We start from the raw sequence: 16,553 nt of genomic DNA on the forward strand, positions 1-16,553 counted from the left end.
GATAAATTCACAATATAATTCATAAAAAGATAGATAGTTTTCTGAAGTTTTAATTTTTTTGAAGATAACTGTGTTTTGCCTTTTGCATCTCGCACAGACTTGTACCTTTGTATTGCACACAATTTTTATTGATTTAGTATGAGTATCGAAAGTAAACGAAGAGAAGCACTAATTTATCACGCAAAACCCACTCCTGGTAAAATAAAAGTAGTACCCACCAAAAAATATGCAACCCAAAGAGATTTGTCACTGGCGTATTCTCCCGGAGTAGCAGAACCTTGTTTGGAAATCGAAAAAGATACAGCAAACGTATACAAGTATACTGCAAAAGGTAATCTGGTTGCTGTTATATCTAATGGTACAGCAGTTTTAGGATTGGGAGATATCGGCCCCGAAGCATCAAAACCCGTAATGGAAGGAAAAGGGTTGTTGTTTAAGATTTTTGCGGATATCGATGTGTTTGATATAGAAGTGGATACCAAAGACGTAGATGCGTTTATTGAAACTGTAAAAAATATTGCACCAACTTTTGGAGGTATTAATCTAGAGGATATAAAAGCTCCTGAAGCTTTTGAAATCGAAAGACGTCTTAAGGAAGAGTTAGATATTCCTGTAATGCACGATGATCAGCACGGAACAGCTATTATCTCTGCAGCAGCATTGTTAAATGCGTTAGAAATTGCCGAAAAGGATATCGATAAAGTAAAAATAGTAGTTAGTGGAGCTGGGGCAGCAGCAGTCTCTTGTACACGACTATATAAGGCCTTTGGAGCAAAATCAGAAAATATAGTAATGACGGATAGCAAAGGTGTGATCCGTAAAGATAGAGAAAACCTTACTTCAGAAAAAGCTGAATTTGCTACAGATAGAGATATTGATTCGCTAGAAGATGCTATGAATGATGCAGATGTATTTATCGGATTGTCGATGGCTAATCTGGTAGAGCCAGAAATGTTATTGTCTATGGCTGATAATCCAATAGTGTTCGCAATGGCAAATCCTGATCCCGAAATCAGCTATGATTTAGCAATACAAACGCGTAAGGATATTATTATGGCGACAGGTCGAAGTGATCATCCTAATCAGGTAAATAATGTATTGGGTTTTCCTTTTATCTTTAGAGGAGCATTGGATGTAAGAGCTAAAGGTATTAATGAAGAAATGAAAATGGCAGCGGTTAAAGCGTTGGCAGATTTAGCGAAAGAGCCCGTACCTGAACAGGTAAATATTGCTTATGGAGAAACACGACTCAATTTTGGAAAAGATTATATCATACCAAAACCTTTTGATCCTAGATTAATTGCTAAAGTGCCTCCTGCCGTTGCTAAAGCAGCAATGGAAAGCGGTATCGCAACAGAGCCGATACAGGATTGGGATAAATATGAAAGTGACTTATTAGAGCGAATGGGGAATGATAATAAATTAGTAAGGTTGTTAATGGATCGCGCTAAATCAAGTCCAAAAAGAGTTGTTTTTGCAGAAGGAGATCACCTGGATGTGTTAAAAGCAGCGCAAACCGTAAAAGAAGAAGGAATCGCTTTTCCTATTTTATTAGGACGAAAAGATATCATTCTGGAATTAATGAAGGAGATTGATTTTGATCCTAACGGAGTTACCATTATTGACCCAAAAGCAGATGAAGAAATTGATAGAAAAAACAAATATGCAGAGAAATACTGGCAGGATCATAGAAGAAAGGGAATAACTTTATATGGAGCACAGCGATTAATGCGTGAGCGTAATTATTTTGCTGCAATGATGGTCAATGAAGGAGATGCAGATGCTTTACTATCAGGGTATTCCAGAAGTTATCCTACGGTGTTAAAACCAATGTTAGAGCTAGTTGGATTGGCTAAAGGAGCGACCCGTATTGCAACTATGAATGTGATGATGACTAATAAAGGTCCTCTATTTATAAGTGATACTTCTATCAATATTGATCCTACATCTAAGGAATTAGCAAAAATTGCGCAGATGACAGCAAGGACTGTGGAGATGTTTGGTGTCGATCCTGTTGTTGCTATGATATCATATGCCAATTTTGGATCGTCAAAACACCCCAATGCCTCTAAGGTAAAAGATGCAGTTTCCTATTTACATCGTTACTATCCTAATCTTATTGTAGACGGAGAATTACAAATGGATTTTGCTCTGAATAGAGATATGCGTAAAGATAAATTTCCATTTTCTAAATTAAATGGACGCAAGGTAAATACATTGGTATTTCCTAATCTCGATTCTGCGAATAGTACTTATAAAATGCTTAAGGAACTAAATAACTCAGAATCTATTGGACCAATAATGATGGGGATGAAAAAACCTGTTCATATTCTTCAATTAGGAGCAAGCGTTGAAGAAATGGTGAATGTTGCTGCTGTCGCAGTTATTGATGCCCAGGAGAAAGAAAAAAGAGAGAAAGAGATGTTTTCTCTGGTTTCTGGGGAGATACAGTAAGAAATAGTACGGCAGATTTAATAGTTTAATAAGCTTCAAAGATGATGTGTTTTTGAAGCTTTTTTTTTTAAACGGCATTGTAGTATAATTTTATTACTTTTGGATGCTTAACATTCATTTAACTAATGATTACACAAATCAAGGGGCGACTTGTAGAAAAAAATCCTACTGAGGTAATAATAGATTGTAATGGAGTAGGATATATGCTGCATATTTCATTGCATACATTTTCTCTATTACCGGATCAGGAACTCTTACAATTATTTACACATCTGCAGGTAAAAGAAGATTCGCATACCTTATTTGGTTTTGCAGAAAAATCAGAGCGAGAGATTTTCAGGCTTTTAATTTCTGTTTCCGGAATTGGAGCTAGTACCGCCAGAACTATGTTGTCCTCCTTACATCCCGACCAGATTAAAGAAGCCATTGCATCTAATGATGTAGCAACTATACAATCCATTAAGGGTATTGGAGCAAAAACCGCTCAACGTGTAATTATAGATTTGAAAGATAAAATTCTTAAAGTTTATGATATTGATGAACTTTCTGTATCCCTAAACAATACTAATAAGGATGAAGCGTTATCTGCTTTAGAAACCCTTGGATTTAATCGAAAACTAGTAAGTAAAGTTGTTGACAAAATCCTAAAAACCAACCCCGCTGAAACTGTAGAAAATATTATTAAACAAGCACTAAAAAATTTATAAAAGCATTGAGTTCGTTACATTCCTTACACTTTAAATTTTTAAAGAGAATAGTTTGTTTAATTGCACTGTATAGTGGAGTGCTTTTTGGTCAGGAGAACGAGACCGTTCGTGATTCTACAAGTACAACCTTTTCATTGGGTGAGATTTCTCTTCCCGATCCTAATAGCATCGTATCAAAATATGAGTATGACCCAATCACCAATCGCTATATTTATCGAGAAATGTTGGGGAGTTTTAATGTCAGGTACCCACTTTTTCTTACTCCAGAAGAATTCGAAGCATTAGTAGAAGAAGAGCAAAGAAGAGACTATTTTAAGGAAAAAATAAGTGCTTTTAGTGGAAAAACTGATGGGAGTGAAGAAAAACGTAAAAACCTTCTTCCTATTTTCTATGTAAATTCCAGTTTTTTTGAAACCATTTTTGGGGGTAATGAGATCGAGATAATTCCGCAAGGATCTGTGGAAATGGATTTGGGTATCTTATATACCAAACAAGATAATCCTGCTTTTTCTCCCAGAAACCGTAGCAACTTTACATTTGATTTTGATCAAAGAATTAGTTTAAGTCTACTAGGAAAGGTTGGAAAAAGACTTCAAATAACAGCCAATTACGATACAGAGTCTACATTTGATTTTCAGAACCAGATAAAATTAGAATATACGCCCACAGAGGATGATATTATAAGAAGTATCGAAATTGGTAACGTAGCCATGCCGATAAACAATTCTCTAATTCAAGGGTCTCAAAGTCTTTTTGGAGCAAAACTTGGATTACAGTTTGGTAGAACGACCGTAACAGCCGTTTATTCCGAACAGCGATCCGAAACCAGATCAGTGAACGTTCAAGGAGGAGGAACTGTTGAGGATTTTGAAATAGAAGCAGTAGAGTACGACGATAATAGACACTATTTCTTGTCTCATTATTTTAGAGATACATACGATAATGCACTGACCAACTATCCGTTCATAAATAACAATATCCAAATTACCAGAATAGAAGTATGGCTTACAAATAGGGCAACAAGTGCACAAACTTTAAATGATGCCAGAAACATAGTGGCATTACAAGATTTAGGTGAATCTCCTGTAGCTGGTAATTTTAGTATTCCAGCATCGTTGTTTAATCAACCGGCTGGGTCTTTTCCGGATAACGGGAATAATGATCTAGATCCCACTGCCATAGGGCCAGCAGGACCTATAACGGATGCAGTACGGCAGATATCTTCAGTTCAGAGTGGATTTACAGGAGCCATTTCTGGTTTTAGTGAGGGTGAGGATTATGCGATTTTAGAAAATGCAAGACAATTAAATCCTAATGAGTATACACTAAATACACAATTGGGGTATATCTCTTTAAATCAAAAATTGAATAATGATGAGGTATTGGCAGTCGCTTTCCAATACACTTCTGGAGGTACTGTCTATCAGGTTGGAGAGTTTGCTAATGACGGGGTGGATGCAACTATAGGAAATGATTCTAGCGGAGGAGTGCCGTCTGGATCCAGTAATAGTTTGATAGTAAAAATGCTTAAAAGCCCAGTTTTTAGAGTAGATCTTCCTATCTGGGATTTGATGATGAAAAACATCTATAGTACGGGGGCCTTTAGATTGAGTGCAGAAGATTTTAGATTGAATATCGTATACGCTAACCCTTCTCCCGTTAATTACATCACCCAAGCTGAAGGTGCTTCTGTACCATTGCCTGATGATGTAGAGCAAACGAGATTATTAACGGTCTTTAATATGGATCGGTTGAATCCTAATAATGACCCTGTATTGGGTGCAGATGGGGCAGGAGATGGATTCTTTGATTATGTCCCTGGATTAACCATAGATCCGGAAAATGGTAGAGTTATCTTTACCACAGTAGAGCCATTTGGGCAACATCTTTTTAATAAGCTGGATAATGATGGGGCGTCTAATCCAAATGACTACATCAACCCCGGAGCCTATAATGACAATCAAGCTAAATATGTTTTTAGAGAGTTATATACGCAGACGAAGATTATTGCACGTCAGCAAGCTGCAGAAAATCAATATTTCAGGTTAAAAGGAAGGTACAAATCCTCTGGACAAGATGGAATTCCATTAGGGGCTTTTAATGTTCCGCAAGGTTCGGTTACAGTTACCGCAGGTGGTAGGACTTTACAAGAAGGTGTAGACTATACGGTAAATTATCAATTAGGTAGAGTAAATATTCTAGATGAAGCTTTGTTAGCATCTAACACCCCTATCCAGGTTTCGACGGAGAACAATGCAGTTTTTGGTCAACAAACCAAACGGTTTACAGGTTTAAATATTGAACATAAATTTAGTGATGACTTTATTATCGGGGGGACCTATTTAAATCTGAATGAGCGACCAATAACTCAAAAATCCAGTTATAACTTTGAACCCATCAACAATACATTGTTAGGATTCAATCTTAATTACTCAACAGAAGTGCCGTTCCTAACCAGAATGGTGAATAAGCTGCCTAATATTGATACAGATGTACCTTCAAATGTTTCGGTAAGAGCAGAAGGGGCTTATTTGATAGCTGGAGCACCAAAGGGAGCAGATTTTGGAGGCGAAGTAACTACTTACATTGATGATTTTGAAGGAGCACAAACACAGGTTGATGTGAGCTCTGCATTATCCTGGGAACTCTCTAGTGTACCTATCGGTTTTGGATCTAATAATCCTAATGAAGAGGTGGTGCTATCAGGAATTGAATCCGGATTCAGAAGGGCTGATTTGTCGTGGTATACAGTTGATCCTTTGTTTTATAGTAATGCCAGACCTAGCGGTGTTACAGATGAGGATCTAAATTTTAACGAGGCAAGAAGGGTTTTTATTGATGAGATTTTTCCGGTTACTGACAGGCCGCCTGGACAAACTTTGTCATTGTTTCCATTGGATTTACATTACAGACCAAGCGAGCGAGGTCCCTACAATTACAACAATAATGCTTCGGACAATATACTGCCAAATCCTGAAGATAATTTTGGTGGAATTATGAGACAAATAACTTCTACTAATTTTGAGCAATCCAATGTAGAATTTATTGAGTTTTGGTTGATGGATCCTTTTTTTGACCCTGGTGATGGACAAGAACCACTTACGAATGCAACAAGTGGAACTATCATCTTTAATTTAGGTAATATTAGTGAAGATGTACTAAAAGATGGGAGGAAACAATATGAAAACGGACTTCCTGCGGATGGATCTGATGAAGATACATTTCCAACGGATTTTGGTAAGGTTCCTGTAAATCAATCCTTGATCTATGCATTTGATACAGAAGGACAAGCAAGGTTAAACCAAGATGTGGGATATGATGGTTTAGATGATGTTCAGGAAGCAGCAGAGTTTCCTGGATTTGATCCTGATGACCCTGCAAACGATAATTACAGGTATTTCTTACAAGCTGAAGGAAACATCATAGAAAGATATAAAGATTACAACGGTTCTCAAGGAAATTCTCCAACTAGCGTTGCTAACGATGATAGAGGAAATACTACTTTTCCTACAGCAGAGGATGTGAACAGGGATAATACTATGAATACCATTGATAGCTATTATGAATATGAAATTCCTATTTTTCCAGGAATGGATGTAGGTAATGATGGGGGTACTGGATATATTTCTGATGCTCCTGAACCTGTTGATGAGTTAGTGTTAAATGGTATTAATAGGAGTACCAGATGGATTCGGTTTAAAATCCCAATTTATGAACCAACTGGTAGAAGAAATATTGGTGAGAATGATTTCAGGTCTATTCGTTTTATGAGAATGGTGGTAACTGATTTTGATCAGCCCGTAATTTTGAGATTTGCTACTTTGGATCTGGTACGAGGAGATTACAGGAGGTATGTGCAGCTTAACACAACAAATGATCTTACAAATGGATTGAATAATGATGGAAATGAAGTAATAGTAACCTCAGTGAGTTCAGAAGAAACACCTGGATATGCAACTCCTCCTGGTGTAAGAAGAGAAGAGTTAATCAACAATAATACGACTATAAGAGAAGATGAAAGAGCATTAGCTTTAACAGTTAATAATCTGCAACCAGATGATGCTCGTGGTGTTTATAAAAACTTCAATGTGGATATGCGTCAATATGAGAATTTGGAAATGTTTTTACACGCAGAAAACCTTCCGGCACAAACTTCATTGACGGACGATGAATTGACTGCATTTATAAGAATGGGGAATGATTTTACGAACAACTTTTATGAGATTGAATTACCCTTACAAGTTTCAAGCGGTAGTAGAGATAATCCAAATCCGGATGAGGTATGGCCAGAAGCAAATAGACTTAATCTTCCTTTAGAGTTTCTTCAGGAAATAAAGGCTACGGTGATAGGGACTTCTTCATTGAGCAGTGCAGATCTTAACTTTTTTGATGGTCCAAATAATCTTAGGGTTGGGATAAAAGGAAACCCAAACTTTGGAGATATTCAGATCATGATGGTCGGAGTAAAAAACTCAAGCAATTCCGACGAATCTGGTACGGTATGGTTTAACGAAATGCGTTTAAGCGGTCTTAAAAATCAAGGTGGTTGGGCTGCTGTAGGAAGCGTGGATGCTAACGTTGCGGATTTTGCCACAGTAAGTGCTTCAGGAAGAATCAGTACCATAGGTTTTGGTGGGATAGAACAAGGACCAAATGAGCGTAGTATCGAAGATGTAAAACAATATGATCTAACAACTAATGTTAATTTGGGGCAGCTTTTACCGAAGAAATGGGGTATACAAGTTCCATTTAATTACAGTAGAGGAGAAGAGCTGATTACTCCGCAGTATGATCCCGAGTTTTTAGATATTGAGTTAGATGATAGATTAGATCGTCAAACGGACGCCGCCGAAAAAGAAAGAATAAGAAAGCAATCGGTGAACTATACAAAAAGACAAAGCTTTAATGTGATTGGTCTTCGAAAAGATCGAACCGGCGATGCAAAACCGATGCCGTATGATGTAGAGAACTTCGCTTTTTCAGGAACTTATAACCAAACAGATCATCACGATTTTGAAATTGAAAATTCTTTAGAACAGAGTGTTCGTTTAGGAGGAACTTATGATTTTAGTTTTCAACCAAAAGAGGTGGAGCCTTTTAAGAAAATAAAGTTGCTGGGGAAAAGTAAATATTTTGACCTGATAAAAGACTTTAACTTTAACCTCTTACCAACAAGTGTTTCTGTAAATTCAAATATTACAAGACAATTTAACGAGCAAATCTTTAGAGATATTACACTTAATGAAGGTGACATACCTCCACTTCCTCTTACTCAGCGTAACTTTCTGTTTGATTGGCAATACGGGATTAATTATAATCTGACTAAATCTCTTAACTTTAGTTTTACGTCTGCAAATAATAGAATTGTTAAGAACTTTATCGATGATGAGGGCAGGGTAGATGAAACTATAGGTGTGTGGAGTGGTTTGTTTAATATAGGAGATCCTAACTTTCATAGCCAGCAGTTACAAGTCAACTATGAAATTCCGTTTAATAAAATTCCTTTGTTCAAGTTTATGAGGGCTACCTATTCATATTCGGCAGATTTTCAATGGACCAAAGGTAGTGAAGCGTTAAAAAACCTTGATGGAATTCCTGATTTAGGAAACACAATTCAAAATGCTAATGTGCATACTGTAAATGGTTCCTTGGATATGGGTACTTTATATAAGTATGTTGGTTTAACCAAGAAAAGACCTGGAAGAAAGAAGGCGAAGAAAAAGAAAACAGCAAAAGGAGGTGAAGAGAAAGAAGCATCTAAACCTGCATTGGCTGATAACAATAAAAAGAGAACCAAAAAGAAATCTAGTAAACTTACTGTTGGGGATAAAATTTTAAATACCGCGATAGGTCTGGTTACTGCGGTAAAGAAAGTAAATATTAATTATCAGCAGGATAACGGTATTTTCTTGCCGGGTTATCTGCGAGAACCGGGATTTGTAGGAACTTTAAAACCTACTGCAGGCTTTACCTTTGGTAGTCAGGCAGAAATAAGAGACTTAGCCGCTAGAAATGGTTGGTTAACCTTGTATGACGAGTTTAACCAGCAATATAGAGAAGTAGAAGGGCGGCAGTTGAATGTACAGGCTTCTGTGGATTTACTAAAAGACCTTAAAATCGATATTAGTGCCAGTAGGAATTATTCTGAAACCTATACCGAGAATTATAGAGTAAATAGGGATGGAGATGCTAATGAGCTTAATGAACTGGGGATAAATATATACGACCCTTATTTTTCCTTAACACCCAATGTGTTTGGTAATTATACAATCTCTACAATGCTTATCAAAACAGCATTCAAAAAAAGTGATGAGTTTACTTCAGAAACATTTGATGAGTTTAGAGAAAACAGGTTGATCATAGCAAGGCGTTTAGCAGCAGAAAGAGGGGTTACCACGGATTCTGATGGAGATGGTTTTCCTGATGGATACGGAAGATCTAATCAAGCAGTACTCTTACCTGCGTTTCTTGCTGCATATACGGGAGCCGATCCTGAAAACGTTCAGAAAGGAGCATTTAGAGATGTTCCACTTCCGAACTGGGATATTAAGTATACAGGTTTAATGAATCTGAAATGGTTTAAGAAACGTTTCAAAAGATTCTCAATGGCACACGGATACCGTGCTAATTATACCATTAATCAATTTCAGACAAATCTTGAGTATAACCCAAATAATCCTGATGAATTGGATGAAGGAGAGAACTTTAAGAATCCTGAATTATATGCAAATGTTAATCTTACTGAGCAATTTAGTCCGCTCATACGTTTGGATATGGAAATGAAGAATTCCATTAAGATTTTGGCAGAATGGAAAAAAGACAGAGCTTTATCCTTAAGTTTTGATAATAACTTACTTACAGAAATTCAAGGTAATGAATATATTATTGGACTTGGGTATAGAATCCAAGACTTAACATTTGTGACCAAAATAGCAGGTAAAAAGACAACCTTAAAGAGTGATCTTAATTTTAGAGCGGATTTATCACTGCGGCAAAACGAAACTGTAATAAGATATCTGGATATTGATAACACTCAGGTAACTGCAGGACAAGATATTTACGGAATTAAGTTTACAACGGATTATGCATTGAGTAAGAATTTAACCGCTTTACTGTTTTACGATCATACATTCTCCCAATATTCTATTTCTACAGCTTTTCCGCAAACTACAATTCGAGGAGGTTTTACCCTTAGATATAATTTTGGAAATTAACATTCTTTAGTAAACTATAGATTGTAATTTTGGTGGAGCTTATTCAGGTATAGCCTGTCATTGATTAATTTTTAATAATTTTTGGCGTGGTTTTTCTAAAATCTGATAAAATAGATTTATTTTCGTCTTCAAAATAATAACAACTTTTAAATACTTTTTCGGATGAATATTCCTTCAGAATTAAAATACACAAAGGATCACGAATGGATTAAGATAGATGGAGACATTGCTACGGTTGGAATCACAGATTTTGCACAGAGTGAATTAGGTGATATCGTTTATGTAGAAGTTGAAACCGTTGGTGAAGAACTAGAACAAGAAGAAGTTTTTGGTACCGTAGAGGCCGTAAAAACAGTTTCTGATTTGTTTCTTCCTTTAACTGGAGAAATTACAGAATTTAATGAAACTTTAGAAAGTGATCCAGAATTGGTGAACAATGATCCGTACGGAGAAGGTTGGATGGTGAAAATTAAGATAGCCGATGCCTCTCAAATCGATAATCTTTTATCAGCAGATGCTTATAAAGACCTTATTGGTGCATAAATTTTTGCTTACGTTGGCGTTTGCATATACTAGCTTGGTAAGCTGGTTGTCTCTTGCTAGAGTATTTATTCCAATAGATGTTCAGATAACCGGAAGTGATAAAATTGGACATTCGTTAGCATATTTTGTTTTTACGATTATTTGGTTTTTGTTTTTCTTTTATTCAGAAAAGCAACACAAAGAATTTTCTCAAAGCTTAATTAGAGCATCAGTTTTTGGTTTTTTGTTTGGGATTTTGATGGAATTGCTTCAAGCACTATTAACGACTTACCGAAGTCCTGAATGGAATGATGTGTTAGCAAACACCAGTGGCATTATTTTTGCATTGATTATTTTGAAAGTGCTTAAGAATAAATTAGTTAGCTTAAGGGGTGATACGCCCAAATAATAATTATAAACGATCAATTGTTAAGAATCTTGGCTTTGTTTGTATACTTCAAAAGTTAAAAATTGTATTTTTTGTTTTACATTTTTATCTTTAATTGGAAATTACAAAAGAAATTAGCTATTTTAGCAATCATATAATAACATTGTAATATGGAACCTAAGAAAAATCCGAAAGCAGATTTAACCAAAAAAAGTGCCTTGTTTTTACAACTTGGGCTAATTTTAGTTTTGTTTGTTACCTGGCAAAGTATAGAGTGGAAAACTTATGATAGAAGTAACATTGACATAGGTCAGGTTAATCTTGATGAATTGGAGGAAGAAGAAGTTCCGATTACTCAAAACTTAAATACACCTCCGCCTCCACCTCCACCACCACCTGCACCAGAGATTATTGATGTTGTAGAAGATGAAGAGGAAGTAGAAGAAACGATCATTGAATCTACTGAAACGAATCAGGAAGAAGAAATCGTAGAAGTAGAAGAAGTAGAAGATGTTGAGGAAGAAGAAGAAATCGCTGATGTACCGTTTGCGGTAATCGAGAACGTGCCGGTTTTCCCAGGTTGTGAGAAAGAATCTGGAAATGCTGCAAAGAAGAAGTGTATGAGTGATAAGGTTAAGAAATTTGTTAACCGTAAATTTAATACAGAACTTGGTAGTGAATTAGGGCTTTCTGGAGTAAACAGAATATATGTTCGTTTTAAAATTGATAGAAACGGAAACATAGTAGGTGTTCAGGCAAGAGGTCCTCACCCAAGGCTAGAAAAAGAAGCGCAGAGAGTAGTAAAGATGCTTCCAAAAATGACTCCGGGAAAACAAAGAGGAAAAGCAGTAGGTGTACTGTATTCTTTACCAATCGTTTTCCAGGTTCAGGATTAAATAATACTGAAATATATACATAAGAAAGCTTTCACAATCGTGAAAGCTTTTTTATTTCCGGGTTATAACAAATCAACAAAAAACCATCATAATTTAGTACAAATGCATTTAACAAAAAGTCTCCTAATAATAAGCTTAGTCGTCTTTAATAATTATCTATTCAAAGCAACAAATGATATAGTATTATCGGTATTTAATGAACCAATTTCATTTGAGGAAGTTGATAAGCCACCGGTTTTTGAAAAGTGTAGTGATTGGATAGAGGAATGTGAGTTGCGTGCCTGTTTCACAAATACATTGATTCACATAATCGATAAAGAAGTAAACAAAGCTTTTGACAGTCAAAATAAAAACGTAGAAGAATTCTTGAAAGCAACCATAAATTTTATCATAACTGTTGATGGTTCAATTAAAAGTTTAAATGTTAGAGGTGATAATGAAGTGTTTAATCAATATATTGGAAATAGTATTTCAACAATCTCAGTTGTTCCAGGAGAACACAATGGCGAAAAAGTTGAAGTTGCTTATTCGTTAGATTTATTTAAGAAAAGAGGTTTAAGTGTTAGAAGGGATTACGGTAGTGGTAGTATAATTGTACCACACGATAAGCCAGCGATTCATCCGGATTGTATAGAAACAGGTGAAATTGAAAAAGACAAAAAATGTTTTAAAGAAGCCATGCTTCAACATATATCAAATCATTATAATACTGGGTTAGGAGAGGAACTCGGTTTGTCGGGAATAAATAGGGTGTATGTGAAATTTGCAATAAGCGAGTGTGGTAATGTTATTGAGATCAGTGCAAGAGGTCCACATCCAAAATTACAGGATGAAGCTATACGGGTTGCAAAATTATTACCGAAAATGAAACCAGCTCAACTACAGGATAAACCAGTAAAAACTTTATATTCGCTACCGATTGTTTTCCAAATTAAAGGAAAATAGGAAAAAGATATCACTAGAATAATGGAAGTCCCCTTTGTAATTATATTGCAAAGGAGATTTTTTTTGGTATGCTTGTTGTGTTTAGTAATAACTGTAACGTTAAAACTAAATAATATGAGTAACAAGCATGAAGCTAATGTGCGAAAAGGCACATTGGTAAACTTTCAGATTGGACTTATAGCAAGTCTATTATTTACCTATGTAATGTTTGAGGTGTATACTTCAGAACCTATCAAAAAGACTGATGACAAGCAGATAGTCTTAGAAAATGAACCTTTTATTTGGAATGGAGAGTTTGAGGTTTACCAGGAACCGGAGCAAAAAGTGGTCGCTCAAAAAAGACCAGAGCCGATTCCGGATCCTACTGATTTTGAAGTAGTAGAAGATGATGCGGCATTGGATGATATTACCGAAGAGTTTAAAAGTGAAGAACCGGTAGAGTCTAAGCCATTTAATCCAGATGCACTTGTAGATGATGAAGAAGACGAGATCCCCGAAAATGTTCCTTTTTCAGTTGTAGAGGATGTGCCTATTTTTCCGGGTTGTGAAAATCTTAAAACAAATAAAGAAAGAGCAGCTTGCTTTTCGGAGAAAATTAGTAAAATTATTTCCAGAAAATTCGATACAGGAATAGGAACTGATTATGGATTAAGTGGTGTGCAGAGGATATATACCTTGTTTGATGTAGCTGCCGATGGTACTATTCAGAATATACAGGTTAGAGCTCCGCATCCAAAGCTAAAAAAAGAAGCAGAAAGAGTAATCGGTTTGTTTCCTACAATGACACCGGGAAAACAACGTAAAACTCCGGTAACGGTAAAATATCAATTACCAATTGTGTTTAAAATCCAGGATTAATCGGATTGCATAATACATTCAATTACAGTTAGAAATATCAGAATCCCGTTACGATGATCGTAAACGGGATTCCTTTTTGGTATGCTTGTTGATTCAGGTTTTAATTGTAACGTTAAAACTAAATAGTATGAGTAACAAGCATGATGCTAATGTACGAAAAAGTACATTGGTAAACTTTCAGATTGGGCTTATCGCAAGCCTTTTATTCACGTACGTGATTTTCGAGATGTATACTTCGGTTTCGGTAGTTGAACCACTAAAGATTGCTTCTAAAGAGGTGGATGAAATTCATTTTACGATGGATGTTTTTAAGGTTGAAAAAGAGCCTGAGAAAAAAGTAACTATTAAAACCAAAACGATTAAGGAGCCTGACTGGACGAAACCAGAAGTGGTTGATAACAATTTAGCTTTACAAAAACTGAAAAAAGAACTAATAGGTGAAAATAATAACAGCAAGTCTACAGCAATTCCAATTGACTCAATCATCGAAGTGGGTCGTGATGAGAAGATTGTATATCCTATTGATAAGGTTACTGTAGCGCCTATCTATCCGGGTTGTGAAAAATACGATAATAACGATGAAAGAATTGCTTGTTTTTCAAGTAGAATTCAAAGGTTAGTTTCTAATAAATTCAATGCAGGTTTAGGAGAAGAATATGGGCTAAAGGGTTTGCAAAGAATCCACGTTCAATTTCAAGTAGATATTGATGGAGTTATTAAGGAAGTTCAGGTAAGGGCTCCACATCCTGCATTGGAAAAAGAGGCGAGAAGAGTTGTAAAAAAGTTCTCTAATATGGAACCGGGAAAAATTGGAAATAAACCGGTAAAAGTAAATTATATTTTACCAATTACTTTTAAGGTTATTGATTAGTAAAAACCCAGCTTTCATAAGCTGGGTTTTTTTATACAATTGTATTAAAACAAATGAGTTTAATCATGCTTAAACTTGTGTGTTTAGCTAAAACAGTTGTTAAAAGGTGAATTATAAATAGTTATAAGTTGCCTAAAATGCTTTTAAGGCATATCTTTGCACCACTTTTTAAAAAAGCTATTTAGTAAACGTGCAAAATTTGAGTATAACCCAAGTCGATACTGCCAAAGTTTCTGTTATCCAGGATTTTAAGGAAATTACTAAAATGCGATTAGCATTAAGTGTAGTATTTTCATCTGTAGCTGGTTATTTATTAGGAGTTGATACGATTTCGTGGAGTACATTAGTACTGCTATCAATCGGTGGTTATTTTATGGTTGGGGCATCCAATGCTTTTAATCAAATTATCGAACGTGATCTGGATGTTTTAATGGATCGTACCAAAAATAGACCTATTCCTTCCGGAAGAATGTCGGTTAATACAGCCTTTGTTATTGCTGCAGTATTTACCATTTTAGGTATTTCGGTTTTGTATTTTATCAACCCGAAAACAGCTATGTTTGGGGCGATTTCGATATTTATATATGTAAGTTTGTATACCCCTCTAAAGACCAAAACTCCATTGTCGGTTTTTGTAGGAGCTATTCCTGGGGCGATACCATTTATGCTGGGATGGGTAGCGGCAACCAATGATTTTGGTATAGAACCCGGAACTTTATTTATGGTTCAGTTTTTTTGGCAATTCCCACATTTTTGGGCTATAGGTTGGTTTTTATTTGAGGATTATAAAAAAGGGGGGTTCTTTATGTTGCCAACCGGTAAAAGAGATAAAGGAACAGCGACTCAAGTAATAATTTATACTTTGTGGACAGTTGTTGCTTCGTTAATACCGGTCTTTGGCGTTACAGGAAAATTGTATTTAACACCGGTTTCAGGAATTTTAATACTAATTCTGGGATTGTTTTTGTTAAGATATGCAATTCGTTTATACAAATTTAAAGACGCTAAGACAGCAAAACAATTAATGCTGGCAAGCGTATCTTATATTACACTGCTACAAATTATTTATGTAGCAGATAAATTTATTCGTGCATGGATTTAACGCAAGGAACAACAAGCGAAAAACAGAAGAGAGCAAAAAAAACCATGATGTGGTTTGGAATGGTAAGCATGACAATGACGTTTGCAGGCCTTACCAGTGCATACGTGGTTAGTAAGACAAGAGAAGATTGGTTAACAGACCTTCAGTTTCCTAATGCTTTTATTATAAGTGCTTTTGTAATACTGGCTAGTAGTATAGCATTACATTTTGTTAAAAAAGCTATAGAAAATCAGAATAGAGGCCTTGCAACACTTTTATTGTTAACCACGCTAAGTTTAGGAATACTGTTTATTTTTTTGCAATTTCAAGGCTTTGCAGATATAATGTCACAAGGGTATTATTTTACAGGTCCATCTGCTAACATTGTCCCAACTTTTTTATATATCATAGTAGTATTGCATATAGTTCACGTAATTGTTGGGCTGATAGTGCTTTTAGTCGTAATTTATAATCATTTTAAACAAAAGTATAAAACAGGGCAAACCCTTGGTTTAGAACTGGGTGCTATGTATTGGCATTTCGTAGATGTTTTGTGGGTTTATCTCTTTTTATTTTTATATTTCGTTAGATAATAAAATTGATTACTTTTGTGGAAA

General features: G+C 35.6%; 11 protein-coding genes. All 11 read left to right on the plus strand.

Features of this window, described 5'->3' with window-relative positions:
• Positions 1-138 precede the first annotated feature (138 nt).
• The 11 genes from ACFSR1_RS15500 (at position 139) to ACFSR1_RS15550 (ending at position 16,529) form a co-directional block, all read left to right on the plus strand.
• Positions 139-2,454: an NADP-dependent malic enzyme gene (locus tag ACFSR1_RS15500; protein ID WP_378293928.1), complete on the plus strand. Its 2,316-nt coding sequence runs from the start codon at positions 139-141 to the stop codon at positions 2,452-2,454.
• A gap of 125 nt (positions 2,455-2,579) precedes the next feature.
• Complete coding sequence (ruvA, locus tag ACFSR1_RS15505) at positions 2,580-3,161, plus strand: Holliday junction branch migration protein RuvA (RefSeq protein ID WP_378293929.1); 582 nt, start codon at positions 2,580-2,582, stop codon at positions 3,159-3,161.
• A gap of 5 nt (positions 3,162-3,166) precedes the next feature.
• Positions 3,167-10,375, plus strand: coding sequence for a T9SS outer membrane translocon Sov/SprA (gene sov, locus ACFSR1_RS15510; protein ID WP_378293930.1), 7,209 nt, complete (start codon positions 3,167-3,169; stop codon positions 10,373-10,375).
• A gap of 162 nt (positions 10,376-10,537) precedes the next feature.
• Positions 10,538-10,918 carry a glycine cleavage system protein GcvH gene (gene gcvH / locus ACFSR1_RS15515; protein ID WP_378293931.1) on the plus strand — a complete coding sequence of 127 codons (381 nt, stop codon included), beginning with the start codon at positions 10,538-10,540 and terminating at the stop codon, positions 10,916-10,918.
• Positions 10,911-11,306 carry a VanZ family protein gene (locus tag ACFSR1_RS15520; RefSeq protein WP_378293932.1) on the plus strand — a complete coding sequence of 132 codons (396 nt, stop codon included), beginning with the start codon at positions 10,911-10,913 and terminating at the stop codon, positions 11,304-11,306. Before gcvH ends, ACFSR1_RS15520 begins: the two co-directional genes overlap by 8 nt.
• 149 nt (positions 11,307-11,455) lie before the next feature.
• Entirely contained in the window at positions 11,456-12,181 is a 726-nt protein-coding gene (locus tag ACFSR1_RS15525) for an energy transducer TonB (RefSeq protein WP_378293933.1), read from the plus strand.
• Between the two features lie 39 nt (positions 12,182-12,220).
• Positions 12,221-13,126 carry an energy transducer TonB gene (locus ACFSR1_RS15530; protein ID WP_378293934.1) on the plus strand — a complete coding sequence of 302 codons (906 nt, stop codon included), beginning with the start codon at positions 12,221-12,223 and terminating at the stop codon, positions 13,124-13,126.
• Positions 13,127-13,240: 114 nt separating this feature from the next.
• Positions 13,241-13,984, plus strand: a complete 744-nt coding sequence (locus tag ACFSR1_RS15535; protein ID WP_378293935.1) for an energy transducer TonB — start codon at positions 13,241-13,243, stop codon at positions 13,982-13,984.
• Between the two features lie 127 nt (positions 13,985-14,111).
• Positions 14,112-14,855, plus strand: a complete 744-nt coding sequence (locus tag ACFSR1_RS15540) for an energy transducer TonB (protein ID WP_378293936.1) — start codon at positions 14,112-14,114, stop codon at positions 14,853-14,855.
• Positions 14,856-15,054: 199 nt separating this feature from the next.
• A complete protein-coding gene (cyoE, locus tag ACFSR1_RS15545) occupies positions 15,055-15,957 on the plus strand; it encodes a heme o synthase (RefSeq protein WP_378293937.1) in 903 nt (300 codons plus the stop codon).
• A complete protein-coding gene (locus ACFSR1_RS15550; RefSeq protein WP_378293938.1) occupies positions 15,948-16,529 on the plus strand; it encodes a cytochrome c oxidase subunit 3 in 582 nt (193 codons plus the stop codon). The genes cyoE and ACFSR1_RS15550 overlap by 10 nt, the downstream gene beginning before the upstream one ends.
• Positions 16,530-16,553: the final 24 nt, after the last annotated feature.

The organism is Aquimarina rubra, assembly GCF_042684305.1.
In the GTDB taxonomy this organism is placed as follows: Bacteria; Bacteroidota; Bacteroidia; order Flavobacteriales; family Flavobacteriaceae; genus Aquimarina; species Aquimarina rubra.

Excerpts from the sequence above, each read along its gene's own strand:
- ACFSR1_RS15500 (WP_378293928.1), top strand. The coding sequence starts at position 139 with ATGAGTATCGAAAGTAAACGAAGAGAAGCACTAATTTATCACGCAAAA.
- ruvA (WP_378293929.1), top strand. The coding sequence starts at position 2,580 with ATGATTACACAAATCAAGGGGCGACTTGTAGAAAAAAATCCTACTGAG.
- gcvH (WP_378293931.1), top strand. The coding sequence starts at position 10,538 with ATGAATATTCCTTCAGAATTAAAATACACAAAGGATCACGAATGGATT.
- ACFSR1_RS15525 (WP_378293933.1), top strand. The coding sequence starts at position 11,456 with ATGGAACCTAAGAAAAATCCGAAAGCAGATTTAACCAAAAAAAGTGCC.
- ACFSR1_RS15535 (WP_378293935.1), top strand. The coding sequence starts at position 13,241 with ATGAGTAACAAGCATGAAGCTAATGTGCGAAAAGGCACATTGGTAAAC.
- ACFSR1_RS15540 (WP_378293936.1), top strand. The coding sequence starts at position 14,112 with ATGAGTAACAAGCATGATGCTAATGTACGAAAAAGTACATTGGTAAAC.
- ACFSR1_RS15550 (WP_378293938.1), top strand. The coding sequence starts at position 15,948 with ATGGATTTAACGCAAGGAACAACAAGCGAAAAACAGAAGAGAGCAAAA.